This window comes from Magnetospirillum moscoviense (genome assembly GCF_001650635.1).
Classification (GTDB): Bacteria; Pseudomonadota; Alphaproteobacteria; order Rhodospirillales; family Magnetospirillaceae; genus Magnetospirillum; species Magnetospirillum moscoviense.
On the sequence record NZ_LWQU01000103.1, the window covers coordinates 8182 to 25966 of the forward strand.

Below are 17785 nucleotides of genomic sequence, written 5' to 3' on the forward strand. Positions count from 1 at the left end.
TCAAGCCGGCAATGGGTTCTGCACCAGGACGTTCGCCAGGTCGTTGCTGTAGACCGAGTAGCTTTGGCCGTTGACGGTCTGGTTGCCCTGCGCCGCCCAGCCGCTGTCGGCGAAGGTCACCGCGCCGGCCTGGCCACCCATGATCACCAGGGCGTGGGTGGTGTCGAGGTTGGGAACCAGCGCGTTGGTGAGGCCGGTCATGGCCATCACGTCGGAAGCCGCCAGCTTGACCGAACCGTTGGCGCCCAGATCCAGCACCTCGAACCGTTCGATGATGTCGTCGCGGATGCTGGTCAGGTCCAGTTGGCCGTTGTTCCAGGCCAGGGTGTCGGTGCCGGTGCCGCCATCCAGATAATGGAAGCTGGTGTCGGACACGCAGACGCGGTCGTCGCCGGCCTCGCCGAACAGCAGGTCCTTGCCGCCATTGCCGATCAGGGTGTCGTTGCCCGCGTCGCCGACCATGGCGTCGCCGGCAAGGGTCGAGGTGCCGACCAGGACGTCGGCGGCCGAGGTCCCGAGCCCGGAGATGGACTTGGTGCTGACCGTCAGGCCGGTGGTGCCGAAATCGACATCCAGCACCCAATTGCCCAAATCGTCGTCGTTCAGGCCGGTGATTTCGGCGAACGAACCCGAGGCACTTTCCCAACTCATCAGCGCGGCGCTGCCGGCGGCGGCTTGGCTATCGACGTTGGACAGGTCCAAGGTGCCGCCCAGCACGATGTCGCCATGGATCGCCAGCGAATCGCGCGAGACCAGATCGCCGGTCATCGCCAGCTCGATTTCCGAACTGGCGCCCAGGGTGACGTTACCCCAGATGTCGAAGCCGTGATAGCTGACCTCGTCGCCGGGCCGCAGCAGGCCGTTATTGGTGAAGCTGGCCCCTTCGACATCCAGCAGGCCGCCGCCGGTGATCAGGCCGGTATTGGTGAAGATGGCGCCGGCCTTGTTGATGTCCAGGCACGAGGTGCTGTCGATGGTGATGGTCCCGCTGCTGGTCAGGCTGTCGCCCGAGAATTCCAGTTCGGACCCCGACACCTGCACGGTGCCGCTGCTGATCATGGTGGCGACGTCGATGATGTGGCGCGCCCCTGTGGTGTTCGACACCGCCAGGATGTCGCCCTGGTTGGTGAAGGTACCGCCGGTGACATGCAGCGTGGCGCTCTGGCCGCCGACACCGCCGTCAGTCAACTGGATCTGGCCGGTATTGGTGAAGGCGTGGGTGACGTTCAGACGCGCCGCACCGGTGATGCCGCTGACCTCGATCGTGCCGACCGCACTGTTGGCGTCCATCGGTGCCAGCTCGAGCGCGGTCGAGATGGTGGTGTCGCCCTTGACGGTCAGGTTGCCCGTTGCGGTCACGGCCAGCGTGCCGGTGCCGGCCAGGGTGCCGCCGCTCAGGATGTTGGTGCCGCCGTTTGAATTCACTTCCAGGCGGCGGTTCAAGGTGGCGGTCTCGCCGGCCGCCATGTTCATCTGCAGGACGCCATCGACACTGGTGGTGCCGGTGCCGCCCATGGTGCCGCCGACGAAGGCCAAGGTGCCATCGACATTCAGGTTGCCGCTGCCGGTCAAGGTGCCGGTATCGTCGATCGCCAGGCCCGAGGTGCCGCTGACCAGTCCCTGGCCGTTCAAGGTCAGGGTGCCGCCGGTGACCGACAGCGTGCCGCCGACGCGCAGACCGCCCACGGTCATGTTCTGACCGGTGGTCAGCGTGGCGCCGGCAACGTCGATGATCGCGGTCTCGGTGGCGGTCGGCAGAACGGTATCAAGCCAGTTGGTGGCCGAGGTCAGCGCACCGGCGTTTTGCATGACGCTGCCGCCCACCAGATTCATGGTGACGGTGACGCTGGTGGCGCCATAGCTGAGCGACGCCGTCCAGTCGCTGCCCAGGTCGTGGGTCACGCCACTGAAGGTGCCGGTCTTGCTGCCATAGGTCATGATGGTGATCTGCTCGCCGGCGAACGGCACGTAATCCTTGAAATCCAGGACCACCTGGCCGGCCAGATTGGCCACGCCCGACACCGACAGCTTGTCGTTGGTGGCGATGTTGGCCGCATAGCCGAACACGTCGGAATGCAGGATCGAGCCCGCGGTCAGCGTCACCCCGCCGGTCACCGACATGATCCACGAAGCGTCGATGCCCGCGACGCCTGCATCGATGGTGCCGCTGTTGGTCAAGCTGGCGCCGTTGGTCAGGACGATGGTGCTGCCGCCGGTCAGCGTGCCGGTATTGGTCAGGCTGGTGTTGTTCAGCGTCAGCTGGCTTTGCCCGATCGCCAGGGTGCCGGAATTGTTGAAGACCGCATTATTGATGGTCAACTGGGCTTGCTTGTCGAACAGGCCCTGGTTGGTGATGGTGCCGCCGGTGATGAAGTTACCGTCGTCGCCACCATCGATGGTCACCGTGCCGGTGGCGGAATTGGTCAGCTGCGCGCCGCCGGCCAAGGTGATGCCGGCGTTGAACGCGTCGATTTCGTTGTCGATCAGCGTCAGATCGCCATGATTGATCAGGTCGACCGCAGTGCCGCTGAAGGTGACGTTGGTGTCGTAGCCGTCGATCCCCCGGATGGTCAGGTCGCCGGTGGTGGCGTTGACCAGGTCGGTCTGGAAGGTGTCGTCGTCGGTATCCAGGTACAGCGTGCCGGCATTGGTGAAGGTCTGGCCGGTCACGGTGATGATTCCGTCCATCCACAACCGGTCGCCGGTGGCGTTGTGGGTATAGCCCGTGCCGCCGATCTGCAGATTCTGTATGCCGATCAGGTCGGTGATACCCGAGCCGGCCCAGGTCACGCCGGTTCCCGACAGAGTGACGGTGCCGGTGCCGGCGTTCGAGCCGATGGTCAAGGTCTTGCCCGAGGCGACGTCGATGGTGCCGTCCGAAAGCGAGAAACCGACGCCGGAATTGTCGATGGTCAGGTCGTAATCGACGTCGATGGTGCCGCCGGCATTGTTGACCTCGCCGACGATCTTGCGCAGGGCGGTGACACCGGTGGCCGCCGCCGAATGGATGATGCCGCCGGCGGTATTGCTGAGCGTCGAGCCAGCGCCCATGGTCAGCGTCGCGGTGCCGGTGGCGGCCGCCACGGCCGAGAACTCGATGGTGCCGGAATTCAGCAGCCAGCCATTGAAGGTCGGACCGACCGCACCGGCCACCTGCTGGCGCAGGTCGATCAGGCCGCCGGCATTGTTGGTCACCATGCTGTTGAAGACGTCGTTGGCGTCGGTGAAACGCAGGACGTCGGAATTGTAGAACACGCCGCCATTGACGGTGACGTTGCCGCTCATGGTCAAGGTGGCGGTGTTGGCCGACTTCAGGGTGAAGTTGTTGGTGGCATGGATGTTGACGGTCTGGGTCCCCATCAGGTCGATGGTGCCGGTACCGGTCAGGTTCAGGTTGGACCCGCTTAAGGTGATGGTACCACCCGCCCCGCCGCTGATGGCCAGCGTCGCGCCCGCACCGACATCGATGGTGCCGCTGGTGAGTGCGGCGACCGCCTGATCATTGTTGATCTGCAGCTTCGAGTTGGCCGCCACCGACAACGTGCCGCCGGCATTGGTGAAATTGCCGCCGATTATATTGGCGCTTGCCGTATCGGCGGTCGATGAGGTGATGGTGCCGCCGCTGGAATTGACCAGCGTCGCCCCCATGGTGAACATCATCGAGGCATAGCGGCCGACGGTCGCGGCCGACAAGTCGATGGCGCCCTGGTTGGTCAGGTCGGCCTTGACCATCATCTGCGGGTTCGAACCCCCGGTCAGCTGGCGCACCCGGATGGTGCCGGTATTGGTGGTGGCCAGGCCCAGGATACCGTAAGAGGCATCGCTGACCTGCAGCGTGCCGGCATTGGCCAAGGTGCCGGAACCGGTCAGTTCGCCCATCGCCAGATTGATGGTGCCGCCCGCCGCCACCGAGGCGCCGTGGACCACCGTCACCTTGCCCATGTCCAGATTCAACACGCCGGTGCTGGCGATTGCGACGGAATCGGCGCGCCCATCGGTCACCGGCGACGGCACGATGACGGTACCGGCCACCGAGACGACGCTGTCGCTGTCGGCGTAATCCGGGCCCATCATGTACCACGAGGTGGTGGTGCCGGCCGGGATGGTGATGGAAGCCGGGCCGTTATCCGCGGTGACGGTGATGCTGATGGTCTTGGTCGACAGCGTCGCCCCGGCATTGGCGGTCTCGCGCGCGCCAAGGGTGAAGCTGTCGGTGCCGTACCAGTCGGCATCGGGGGTGTAGGTCAGCGTGCCGTCGGCGGCCAGCGTCACCGTGCCGTGCGCCGCCTGGGTGACGATCGAATAGGTCAGCGCGTCGCCATTGTCGTCCTTGGCGAAGGCGCGGCCGTGGAAGGCGGTGTCTTCCTTGATGGTGATGGCATCGTCGTACAAGGCCGGCTTCGCGCTGATCATCGCGGCGCTGCCCGTGATGGTGCCGGACAAACCACCCGCCACCATATTGGGGGCCGAGGTGCCCGAAATGTCGTCCAGCAGCCAGTTGGCCACCAGGCCAGGCTCGTCATTGCCGACGCGGCTGTTGATGCCTGAGATGATCTCGGCATTGCTGCGGGCGACGTCCCAGATGCGCACGTCGCCGACGGCGCCGACGAAGCCGCCGCCGATGGTGACGGTGTCGGCGGCCGGATCGGGCGCGGCCGGTGCTGTGGTGACGGTGCCGTAAGTCTCCGTCAGCGTCGCCTGGACGCCATCGACATACAGCTTGAAGGTGCCGTTCTCGCGCACCAGGGCGAAGTGATGCCAGGCGCCGGGGTCCAGCGTCACGCCGGTCGCCTCGAGCGTGGCCAAGCCACCCACGGACACCACCGGATGGATTGCGGCCAGCGCCGCCGTGCTCTGGACCAGGATCCCCGCGCCGCGCAGCGAACCGCTGCCGTTATAGACGATGGTGCCGCCATTGGCGACGGCCGAGGAATCGTAGCGGCTCCACGCTTCCATGGTGAAGTTGTCGGTCTTGACGCTGGCCGGGTCATCGACGGTGATGCTTTGACTGATCGAGGTCAGACCCAGGGCGCGGCCGGTATGGTTGATCCAGGTCGGGTCAGCCGCGTCGGTGGCGCCGGACGCACCCAGCGTCAGGCTCGGCCCGCCGGAATTGATCGCGTTGATCAGCCCGTCATTGACCGTATCGAAGGTCCACGACCCGACCAGATGGTCGGCGTCCTCGGGGTCCTTCAGGCGCCAATTGTCCGAGATTTCCCAGCCGGTGCGGACGTCGCTCCACAGCCGGACATTGTCGATCTCGCCGAGCATCCTGCTCGCATAGTAGGTTTGTCCCAGGGTCAGGGACTGATCGGACGCCTCGAGCGCGGTGAACGGGACGGTGTTGGTCGAAGCATACCGCACGCCATCGGCATAGAGGCTCGCGGTCCCACTGTCGAACGTCACGGTCAACTGCTTCCAGCTTCCGGCGGTCAGGATCACGCCGGTGTCGATCGACCCGGCAATGGTGAAGCCGCCGTTGGTGCTCCACGCCAGATAAACATGCCCGTCGGTGTGGACGAAGGCGCCCAGGCTGTTGGTGTTGCCGCTCTTCAGCACGAAAAGGTCCCGCCGCGTGGCAAGGTCGGCGACACTGGCCGCCATCTCGATGGTGAATTGCGAGCTGAGGCCGGCGGAGGGAAGGGTGGCCACCGCGATGTCGCCGCCATCGAAATAGACCTGCCCGCCGGTGGCCGACACGCCCTGCATCCAGGTGCTGTCCTCGACATTGACGGCGATGGTCTGGGTCTTGGTGACACCGTCCTTGGTGACCGAGGCGGTGAAGCTGTCGGCGCCCGCATAACCGGCGGTCGGCGTATAGACATAGCTGCCGTCGGCATTGACGGTGATGGTGCCGTGGGCGGTGGCGACGTTGGAAAGGGTGGTCCAGGTCACCCCGGTCTCGCCCTCGGCCAGCAATTGGCCGGCCTGCGGCTGGCCTTCGGTCACCCAGATCTCGGAATCGGCGACCACCGGGGCGGCCTGCGAGGCGTAGGCGGCGGTGCCGGTCAGCGTGCCGTCGCGGTTGCCGGCGCTGTAATCGTTGGTGGTGCCGTCCAGCCGCCAATAGGCGGTCAGATTGGTTTCCGTCCCCTCCAGCGGGCCGCTCATCGCCGACTTGATCTGGCCGGCCGACAGGGCGGCGTTCCACACCCGCACCTCGCCGATGGCGCCCAGGAAGGTCTGGTCGGGCAGTGCCGCGGTGCCGCCGATGGTGGTGGCGCCGGTCGGCGTCACCGGCACGGCGGTGGTGGTGCCGGTCAGCGCCACCGACACGCCATCGACATACAGCGACCAGGCGGTACCGTTGCGGACAATGGCGTAATGGTGCCATTCGCCGGTGTTGATGGTGGTGGTGGACGCGGTCAGGCTGGCGCTGCCGCTGGCCCACACCGCCGGATGGCCCTGATAAAGGTTCAAGCCATAGCCGTTCGCCGCGTCGGGCGAACCGTTATAGAACACAATCTGCGACGCCGTCGGATTGGCGGTGTCCAGCCTGGCCCAGGCTTCCATGGTCACCGTGGAGGTGGTGCTGGTCACCAGGCTGCCGGCCGAGACATAGGAGCCGGTCGCCGAGAAATCGAGCGCCCTGGCCGGCGGCGCCACGATCACCGGCGCCGTCGTGCCGGTGCCGAGATTCAGGTCGTTGTTGTAATCGGCATGGTCGGTGACGGCGGTGCCGCTATAGGAATCGAAGGTGTAGTTGACCAGCAACGATCCGTCGTGGTCAGTGACCGTCTTGTCGAAATTCGCCGCGATCTCGGAGGCCGAGCGGACATCCGACCAGACGCGGACATTGTCGAGCTGACCGTTGAAATTGTTATTTCCGTCAGGGAAGACGGCGCGCCCGATCTCCATCGGACCGGTGCCGATGAAATCTCCGGTGGCTTTGTCTCGCGCCACCTCGACCCCGTTGCGATAGAGGATGCGGGTATTGGTGGCGGCATCGTAGGTGCCGGCCCAATGCACCCACTCGCCCACGCCGGTGCCCGGAGCGGTATAGGTCAGGTCGTCATAGGCGAAGCCGAACTTGAACTGATTGCTGCCGATATAACCGACATGCAGCAATCCATCGGCGGGCACCGTTCCGGTCGACTGCCCCCCGACGCTCAACGCCAGGTCGGCATTGGTCGAAGACGAACGATTGGCCCAGAATTCCCAACTGAACGACTGGCTGGCCAAGTTGACGGTGCCGCCGACGGTGCCGTAATCGTCAACGCCATCCAGCTTCAACTGACCGCCGGCATCCAGCGCACCGGCGATGGCCAACTGGCTGTCGCCCTTGACATTGATGGTCTTGGTGGTGATGGCCTGGCCGTCGGTGGCCTGGACGGTGAAGCTGTCGTCGCCGGCATAGCCGGCCTGCGGCTTGTAGACGAACGACCCGTCGGCCTTGACGGTCAGGGTGCCATGCGCGGTGGCGGTGTTGTTCTGGGCGATCCAGGTCAGGCTGTCGCCAGCCAGCGGGTCCCAGCCGTGCAACTGGCCGACGAAGGGCGTGTCGGTCGCCACCTGGATGGTGTCGTCGACGATATCGGGCAGCACCGTCACCGTGACCGGGTTGCCGCTGACGACGCCGTCGACGGTCCCCTTGATGTCCGAGGCGATTCCGGCCGACACGTCGTCCAGGCGCCAGTTGCTGATCAGCCCGGTCTCGGTGCCGGACAGCCGCTCGTTCATCGCGCCCTGGATGTCGGACAGGCTGCGCGCACTGTTCCACAGGCGCAGGTCGGCGACATCGCCGGCGAAGGCCTGCGACGAGTCGGAACCAGCGGTCAGGTTGCCCACGGTCATGCCGGTATTGGCCACCGGGACCGTCGCCACCGCGCCCACCGACACACCATCAAGATACAAGGTGGCGGTACCGGACCCATAGCTCAGGGCGACGTGGTGCCACTTGCCGTCGGCGACCGCATTGGTGCTGGTGATCATCGGCCACGCGCTGCCGGTATAGGTTTCCGCCCGCAGCATGCCGTCTGCCTGCACCAGCAGCGAGAAAGGCTGGCTGTGGATGATGCGGCTGACCGAGTTCGACGTGTCGGTGGTCTTGAACCACGTCTCCACCGTCCACGCCGCGCTGTGATGGGCGGCGGTGTCGGCGATCGTGATGGCGTCGTTGATTCCGTCCAACCGAACCGCCTCGACCGGCGGCGCCACGATCGCAGGCGCGGTCGAACCGCTGGCCGTCAGCGCGATGGAACTGCCGCCCGCATCGGCCAGCGGAGCGGCGCCGTCGAAGGTCCAGTTGGCCAGCAGGCCCGGCTCGGCGCCCTCCAGCGTGGTCTGGAAATTGTCGGAGATCTGGCCGGCCGAGCGCACGCCCGACCAGATGCGGATGTCATCGACGCTGCCGTTGAAATTGTTGGTGCCCCAGCTGGTGTCGCCGATCAGCAGCGCGCCGGTGCCGGTATAGTCGGCCGAGGCGGTGTCGCGCACCACCTCGACGCCGTTCTTGTAAAGGATTCGGGTGTTGGTGGCTGCGTCGTAGGACCCGGCCCAATGCACCCATTCGCCGACACCGCTGCCTTGCGGGTCGGTGTAGTTCAAATCGACGTTGTAGAACGAATAACTGAAGACGTTGCCAGCGCTGTAGCCGACCTGCAGGCCGGTTCCGGTCGCGGCCGCGCCCTGGCCAAGGACGAAGTCGTTGGTGGCCGCCGAGGCGCGGTTGGCCCAGAATTCCCAGGTGAAGGACTTGTTCGCCAGGTCAACGACGCCGCTGGCGGTGGCGGCATAATCATCGACCCCGTCGAACCGCGCGAAGGCGCCGGCGACATTGGCGCCGTCGATCTCGGTGGTGTCGGCGACGGTGACGCTGAACGCCTGGCTGGTGGTGGCGGTGCCGTCCGACACCTGGACGGTGAAGCTGTCGGCACCGGCATAGCCGAAGGTCGGCACATAGACGAAGGTGCCGTCGTCGTTCAGCGTCAGCGAGCCGTGGGTCGGTGTCCCCGACAGCGCATAGGTCAGGTGGTCGCCTTCCAGGTCGGCGGCCAGCACCATCCCACTCAGCGGCACGTCCTCGTCGGTGACCAATTGGGTGGCGGCCGGCGGCGCGAAGGTGCCCTCGGTCGGGTCGGCCTGGTTGGTCAGGTCGGACCCGTTGTCCAGCGGCCAATAGCCGACCAGATGGTCTTCAGTGCCGGACAGGCGGTTGTCCATGTCGGCGGCGATGTCGGCCTGCACCCGGGCCTTGTCCCACACCCGCACGTCGGCCATCTCGACATTGGCGAAAGCGGCGTCATCGCGGTTGACGCCGATTTGCACGGCGCCGACGATTTCCAGCGCACTGGGCAGGGACGCGTTGGTCTGGGTGCCGGCGGCGACGCCGTCGATGTACAGGGTGACGGTCTTGGCGGTGGAATCATAGGTATAGGCGACGTGATGCCACGCGCCGTCATTGATGGTGCCGGTGCTGGTGGCCCAGATATAGGTGCTGATTTCGGACGCCACCTCGGCGATCAGGTGGCCGGAACTGTCCATCGCCATCTGGAACCAGTTGCCGGTGGTGGTGAAGTTGCGGGTCGAGACCAGGCCGGCCCACATCTCGTTATAGCCGACCGGGGTGCGCACCCAGGTCTCGACGGTATGCGACGAGACGTCCAGAACCTGGGTCGAGCGCAGCACGTCGTCGGTGCCGTCGAGCTTCAGCACCGTCCCGGCCCCTTCCAGGCCCAGCGTGCCGGTCGGCGCACCAAAGGTGGCGCCGCCCAGGGCGGTCATGTCGCCGGCCAGGCTGGCCGGGTTGGCGGTGTCCCCGGTCTGGGTGCCGAAACCGTCATTCAGCTTGAAGTACGAAGCCAAGCCGGCTTCATCACCACTCAGGCGCAGGCCCATCGCCGTCTGCATGTTGGGCGCGGTCTGCACCGAATCCCACACCCGCACGTCGGTGATCTGGCCGTTGAAATTGTCCGACCCGTCCGCGCTGGTGCCGATCGCTACCGGCGCCCGCAGCACGAGCGAGGTCGGGAGCACGCCCGACACGATCGGGGTGTTGGTCGAAGAGGTCGTGCTGCCGTCGACATAGATGGCGATGGTGCCGTCGGCGACGTTGAAGGTATAGGACACATGGTGCCAGTTGCCGTTGTTCAGGCCGGCGGCCGTGGTGCTGACGGTCTTGGAATCGCCCTCGGCATCGGAGACCACCACCTCGATGGCACCGGCGGCGGTCAGCACCAGTTCGGCGGTGCCCTTGCCGGACGGATCGTACAGGCTGGCGATGCCCTGGCGGGCGGAAGCGGCCGACTGGAACCACGCTTCGATGGTGTGGCTGCCGACACCGATCGGCAGGTCGCCGATCACCCGGTCGCCGTCGCCGGCAAACGACACCACCTTGGCGGCATCGCTCAGGGACAGCCCGGTGCCGGTAGGCGCCGCCCACGACGCGCCGCCCAGCAGCGTCGCGGAATTGCCGTCATGCAGATCGCCGACGGCGGTATCCAGGCTGGTGCCGCTGCCTTCGTCCATCGGCCAATAACGCAGCAGACCCGGCTCGGAGCCGGCCAGGCGGGTGGCCTTCTGCGCGGCGACGGTTTCGGCCGACAGGCCTTCGTTCCAGATGCGCAGGTCAGTGATCTGGCCGTTCAGGAAGCCCGACGCGGCGCCGGTGGTGTCGATGGTCGCCCCAGCGCTCCACACCATCGAGGCATCGTCCATCGGCGCGGCGCTGATGGTGGCGGTGCCGCTTTGGGCGCCGTTGACGTAAAGGGCCTTGACCGTGCTGATCGTATCGTAGGTCGCGGCCAGATGGACCCACTGGCCGGCGGTCAGGGTGGCGGTCGAGACGACGTCCTGTGTGATGCCCATGCCGTCGATGGTGGTGAAATGGACCTTGCCGTCGCTGGTGACGGTAATGTCGAAGGTGCCGTTGTGCGACACCACCGTCTGGGTGCCGGCAAGCGGCGAGTCGAGCTTGACCCACACCTCGACTGAGGCGGCCATGTCGATGCCGGCGACGTCGCCGATCACCACTTTGTCGTTGGTGCCGTCGAAATCCAGCACGGTGGTGATTCCGGCAATCCCCAGCCCGGTGCCGGTCGGCGCCGCCCAGACAGCGCCGTCGATGGCGGCCATGCCGACCAGATTCATGCCGTCACCGTCGGACAGCGGCCAATAGCTGATCAGGTCGGGGGTGGCCGCCGACGGCGGGTAATTCATCCCCTCAACGACGTCTTCAGCCGTCAGGCCCTTGTGCCAGATGCGAGTCTCGGCCAGTTCGCCATGGAACCTGGTCCCGATCTGCACCGAACCGTCGGCAGGCGCCATGTTGATCGTCGGGTTGGTAAGGGCGACCTCGCTGCCATTGACGTACAGATGCCAGGTCCCGTTGATTCGGCTGGCCGCCATGTGCTGCCATTCGCCGGCCGAGGCAACGGTGGAGGAAACCGCCTCGCTCTGGCCGCCGCACATAATCCGGTAATTTCCCGACGGATCGAGATAGACGCCATAACCGTTGGCCCCACCATCGCCGACAAAGGCGATAAATGGCGTCCCGCTGGCGCTGGTGCCGTCCCACTTGACCCAGCTCTCTAGGGTGACGTCACCGCTATAGCTGCCGTCCCGCACAGGGGCGAGCAAGCCCGGTCCGCCATTGAACTCGGTGCCCTTGATCGGCGGCTTGAACAGGATCGGTGCGGCCGCGCCGACGCCCAGCGTCAGACCGGCATCGTTGCCGGCGCGGTCGGGAATGGTGGTCGCCCCGACGGCCAGGTTATCGAAGCCCCAATTGACCGCCAGGCCGCTTTCGGACCCGGTCAGGGTCTGGTTCATATTCTGGGCGATCTGGGTGCCGGTCCGCGCGGTATTCCACAGGCGGATGTCGTCGAGTTGTCCATCGAAGGCGCTGCCGACCGTGCCGGTATTGTCCTTGCCGGCGCCGATCATCAGGTCATAGGCGTTGCTCAGGTTGGCGGTCACCTCGCTGGTGACCTGATCGGCCTGACTGCCGTTGACGTACAGGGTGTAGGTGGAACCCTGGCGGGTCACCGCCACATGGCTCCACTGGTCGACGGTCAGGGTGTTCGAGGCCAGGCCGTTGCTGGCATTGGCGGTGCCCAGCCCCGTGGTCTCGAACCACACCTTGCCGGAATCCATGCGCAGCGCGAAGCCGTTGGCGCCGCCATTGGTCAGGGTCTTGCCCAGCAGGATGGGGCTGCCGCCCAGGGAATCGGGCCGCACCCAGGTCTCGATGGTGAAGTCGCCGGTGCCCGGATCGAACACGTCGCCGGCACTGGCATAATCGTTGACGCCGTCGAACAGCAGGCTGGTGTTGCGCACCAGCGCCCCGGCCACGGTGGGGGCATCGTTGGCGCCGGTCACCGTGACGGTGGCGGTGCCGATGGCGGTGCCGCCAGCCGCATCGACCACCGTGTAGGTGAAATCGACGTTTTGCGTCTGCCCGGCCGCCAGGCTGTCGAGCGCCGAGGACGGCGTGAACACCACATGGCCGTTGCCGTCCAGCGCCACGCTGCCCAGCGCGGCATCGTCCGAATTCATCGCCACGCCGGTGATCGACAGGCCGCCGGCATCGGCGGTGTCGTTGGCCAGCAGGGTCGACACATTGATCGACAACGCCGTGCCCTCGACCGTCGTGCCGGCGTTCTCGGGCGTGCCGGCCTGGATGGTGACGTCGTTCAGGGTCAGGGTGTGATCGAGCGTGGCATACTCGCGGTTGGTCAGCACCACATAGCTGGTGGCCGGCGCATAATCACTGGTGGCCGCCAGCGAGATGGCGTTGCTCGGATTGCTGGCCTCGGTCACCTGGAAGGTGATGTTGGTGCCGTCGTCGGTGGCCTTGAAGCTGTAGGTGCTGCCGATATTCCAGGTGAACGCCGCATCGCCGGTGACGGCCGACAGGGTGCCCCCGCCCAGATTTTGAAGTTGGGCCCCGCCATTGTACCACGCGATCAGCCCGATGCCGTCGGACGGCGCGCCGGAATTGCCGGCATGCGACACCCCGCCGGTCCGCAGGACGACCATCAAGCCGTCATGGTTGCTGGCGACGAAGCTGCCCTCGATCACCAGCGGCTTGCTGGGCGAACCGGCGAACTGGCTGGCGGTCCGCAGAATCTCGCGGTTGGTGATCTGCAAAGTGCCAGTCGTTTCGACGATCAGGTCGTTGGCGTCCATCACGCCGTCACTCACCACCCACTGGCTGCCGATCACCCCGTCGGCGAAGCTATCGATGATCGACGGGCCGCCATTGACCTTCGGCGTGTCCATGACCGCATTGACCGTGATGGTGGCGGTCTGGGTGGCCGCGCTGAAGGCGGTCGAGCCGCCGCTGGCGGTGATGTTGACCACCTGGCCGCCGCCGCCGGTGGTGCCGTCCCACAGCCGGTAGCCGATGGTGGCGGTGCCGGCATAATCGGCAGCCGGCACGAAGCGGATCTGGGTGGCCGAGGTCAGGATCAGCGCCGACGATTCGCTGCGGCTGCCGATATCGTTCCAATTGCCGCCATCCGGGCTGTACTGCCAGGTGCCGTGGCTGGTGTCGGTCGCGGTCACCGCGATGCCCAGCGTCGTCACCGCCGCATCGCCGTCGGTGGCGGTGCCGGTCAGGAAGGTGGTGATCGCGTTGCCGGCCGAAGTGGTGTCCTCGGCGGTGCTTTGCAAGGTGGCGTTGCCCAGCACCACCGGGGCGTCGTTGATGCCGATCACCGAAACGTTGATGACCTGATCGACCCACGAACCCGTGGCGTCGATGGCGCGGACGGTGAAAGTGTCGTTGGCCGACGTGGAAATGGGCCAGTTGGCGTTGGGTTGATAGGTCCAGTCGCCATTCTGGCCGAGCACCACCGTGCCATTGGCCGGAGCCAGCGTCACCGACAGGGTCGGCGCGATCCCGTCGGCATCGACGACCGTCAGGTGGCCCGAGATGCTGCCATCCTCGTAGCCGCCCCGCTGGGCGCCGTCATGCAAGCCGATAGTGTACCAGCTCGCGCTCGACAACGTCATGTCGTGGGCGCCCGCGGTCAAATCGTCGGCCACAAGGCCGGTATTCTCGTTGAAACGCCAATAGCCTGCCAGATTGGCCTCGGTTCCGGTCAGAACCGTGCCGACATTGGCCTTGATCTGGGTGGCGGTCAGCGCCGTCGACCACAGCCGCGTCTCGTCGATCATGCCGTTGATGCCGGCACTGGCGGAACCGACCGAGGTGGACCCGGTGGCGGCCGCCAGCGTCGCGGTGGTGGCCGACAGGGTCTGGGAGACGCCATCGACATACAGCTTCCAGGTGGTGCCGTCATAGGTGGCGGCGACATGCTGCCAGCCTGGGGTATAGGTCACCTTGGCATCGACCGCTTCCAGCACGGTATTGCCGACATGGATGCCGTATTTGTTGTTGGCCGTCATCACCAGGCCGAAACCATCGGTGCCGGGGGTGCCGTTATAGGCGATGAACCGCTCGGCATCGTTGACGGAATTCATCTTGACCAACGTCTCCAGGGTGACGTTGGTCGTGGCGGTCAGCACCGGCGCGGTGGTGGCCGCCGACATGCTGACGGATGAGTTGAACGCCGAGGCCCCGCCGGCGGATTCCGCCGTCATGGTCGGCGCATCGTTGGTCGGAGTCACCTTGACGGCGATGGTCCGCGTCGCCACCGCTCCCGCGGAATCGGTGGCGGTGATGGTGAAGCTGTCGGTGCCGTTGTAATTGTTGGCCGGCCAATAGGACCAGGTGCCGTTGGCCGACATCGTCACGCTGCCGTGCCCGGCCGGACTGTTGATGGCGAAGGTCACCGAGCCGGCCACCGCGTCGGGATCGATCCATTGCAGGGCCGAGCCGCTGAGCAACGAATCCTCGGACCCCACCGTGTAAACGGCCTGATAGACGTCGCCATAGATCTGCAGATTGTTGGCGTTGGCGCTGGAATCGGCGACCGTCGGACCCGTCAGGCTGCTGAGATTGTAATTGGCCACCAAGCCGGTGGTGGATGACAGCGGGCCATCCAGCCCGTCGATGATCTGGCTCTGGGTGCGCGCCGTGCTCCACACCCGCACTTCGTCGATCGAGCCCTTCAGCTCGGCATTGTTGACGAAGCCGCCGCCGGCGAAGGTCTGATCCTGACCGATGACCAGCGCGCCGCCCGAACCGATCGAGCCGCCGGTATTGACGCCCGTGGCCGTTCCAGCCTGCACGCCATCCTTGAACAGCACCACTTGGCCGTCGCTGGCCCGCCAGGTCAGCGCCAGATGGTGCCATTCATTGGCGGCCACCGACACGGCGGGGGTCAAGGTCACCTGGGTGCCATCGACCATCGCCACCACCTGGTTGGCGTCGTTGATGGCCAGCACCAGCTTGCCGCCGTCGGGGGCGACATAGGACAACAGGGTCGAGGATTGACCGGCGGTCATACCGCCGGCAAAGCGCGACCACGCCTCGACGGTGATCTCGGTTCCGGCCCCCAGGCCGGACAAGGCGTCGGTCTTCAGATAGCTGCCGTCGGGGCCGAACGTCGCCGCCAGCCCTTCGGGCGCCAGCACCACCGGCGCCACCAACTGCGGCTCGACCAGACCGGTCAGGCTTGCCCGGGCCGGGGCCGAGGTCACGCCGGCCAGCTTGATCAGCGTGCCGTCGAAATTGGTGCCGGTGCCTGCACCCTTGACGTAAATCCAGCCGTCGGTGCCGTTGGTGAAGAACACCGCCCGGTTGGCCAGACTGACGTTGGCGGTGACCAGGGCGGCGGTGGTGGCGACATCGGTGGTCCAGGTGACAGTTGTCGCCGGGTCATAGGAAATGCCGGCGATGCCGGTGAAAGCGATGGTGTCCGCGCCGGTGCCGAAGCCGATGATGGTGTCGGTGGCGGCGGCGGTGGATTGCGTGTTCGACGTAAAGCGATAGGTGTCGATGCCGGCGCCGCCGGTCAGCGTGTCGGTGCCGCCGCCGCCGGTCAGGGTGTCGGCACCGGCGGTGCCGATGACGGTCAGCCCGGCAGTCGTTTCCGCCGAGCCATCGACCACCAGCGACGCGGCAAAGTTCGCGTCGATGGTCAGACCGGTGGCATTGTTGCTGTCGTTCAGCGTCAGGGAATAGGCGTATTGCGACACCAGGCTCAGATTCTCGAAGCCGGCAAGCCCGGTCAGTTCGCTGGAATCGAGGGTCCTGTTCGTCGAGGCGGCGATGTCCAGCGTATCGATTCCGGCGCCGCCATCGAAGGACCTGGCGGCCCCATTGGTGTCGAGGATCGAGCCGTCGATATAGACGATGTCGTTGCCGCCGCTGCCGGTCAGCCCCTCGACGTTATCAAGCTGAAGGGTCGTCCCGCCGGTGGTCATCACCACGGCGTCGGTGCCGGCACCGCCATCCACGAAGTCGATGCCCGATCCGACGTTCAGCGTGTCGTTGGCCGCCGTGCCGTTCAGCGCCAGAGCCTGGCCCAGCACCGCCTTGCCCTGGGCGTCGAAACGCTGCCCATAGACGCCATAGGCCGAACCGTCCTGGCCCATGCTGTGCCACACCACCGTGAAGCCGCCACCCGGCAGCGCCGCCACCGACGAGGCTGTTTGATAGTCGTGGTCATAAGTGTTGAGACGGAACTCGGGCCCCTGCGCCGTCCCGGCGGAATCGAAGATCCGCCCGTAAATGTTGTATCCGCCGGTGCCGCCGCCACCCGCGTCGCGGCCATCGCTCCACGTCACCACAAAGCCGCCGCCCGCCAGGGCCGTCACCGAACTGCCTGACTGGGTGTAGTTGGTATTGGAATTGACGATGAACTCGGCGCCCTGCGCCACCCCCTGGGCGTTGTAGACCCGGCCGAAGATCTCGCTGTTGAAGCCATCCCACGTCACCACATAGCCGCCATTCGTCAACCCGGTGACGCACGGACCGACCTGAGTGCCGACAGTGGTGGTGTTGATCAGGAATTCGTCGGCCCCGACCGTGGTACCGTCCTGGTTGACCGCGACACCCGCCGCGTTATAGCGCTGGCCGTAGATGCCGGATTGGTCGCCGTCTTGCAGGTTGCTCTGCCAGGTCACCAGGAAGCCGCCATCGGCCAGGCCGGTCACCGCCGGTGCGGTCTGGGCATCATTGGTGACGGTGTTGACCTTGAATTCTGTCCCCTGGGCGATTCCGGACGCGTTGTAGCGCTGGCCATAGATGCCGAGGCCGGAACCGTCCTGCAGGTTACTCTGCCAGGTCACCACGAAGCCGCCATCGCCCAGATTCGTCACCGACGGAAGGTATTGGTCGTTGACCGTGGTGGTGTTGACGCGGAATTCCGCCCCCTGCGTCACGCCCGTCGCGTCGTAACGCTGGGCGTAGATGCCGTTGGACGATCCGTCCTGGAGGTAGGACGCCCAGCTGACCACGAAGCCGCCATCGGCCAGCGCCGCGATTGCGGGCGCTTGCTGGGCGCCGCCGGTAGAGGTGTTGACGCGGAATTCCGCCCCCTGGGGCAGGCCGGCGGCATCGTAGCGCTGGGCGAAGACGCCGTAGCCCGAGCCGTCCTGGAGATCGGTGTACCACGTCACCACGGTGCCGCCACCGGTCAGCGCCGCCACCACCGGGCTGAGTTGGCTGCCGGTGGTATAGGTGTTGGCCCTGAGGTCGGCGGGCGTCACGGTGACGGTGCCGTCGGCGAACGACAGCGTCTCGATCCCGGTCAGGGTGTCGGTGCCGTCGGCGCCGGTCACCGTCAGGGTGCCCGCCGTCGCTGTGAAGGAATAGGCCGACGCCAGGCCCGAGAACATCGCGACATCGGTGCCGGCGCCGCCATTGATGGTGTCGTTGCCGGCGCCACCGGTCAGGGTGTCGCCGCCGCCGCCGCCGGTCAGGGTGTCGGCC

Annotated in this window: 1 protein-coding gene (cut by a window edge); it reads right to left on the minus strand. The window is 66.1% G+C overall.

Annotated elements, in window-relative coordinates:
• A protein-coding gene (locus tag A6A05_RS04685; RefSeq protein ID WP_068497959.1) for a LamG-like jellyroll fold domain-containing protein crosses the window boundary here: on the minus strand, positions 1-17785 show its 3' end. The gene runs 27107 nt beyond the window's last position; 17785 of the gene's 44892 nt are visible here — the last part of the coding sequence; its start codon lies off the right edge, out of view; it ends in the stop codon at positions 1-3.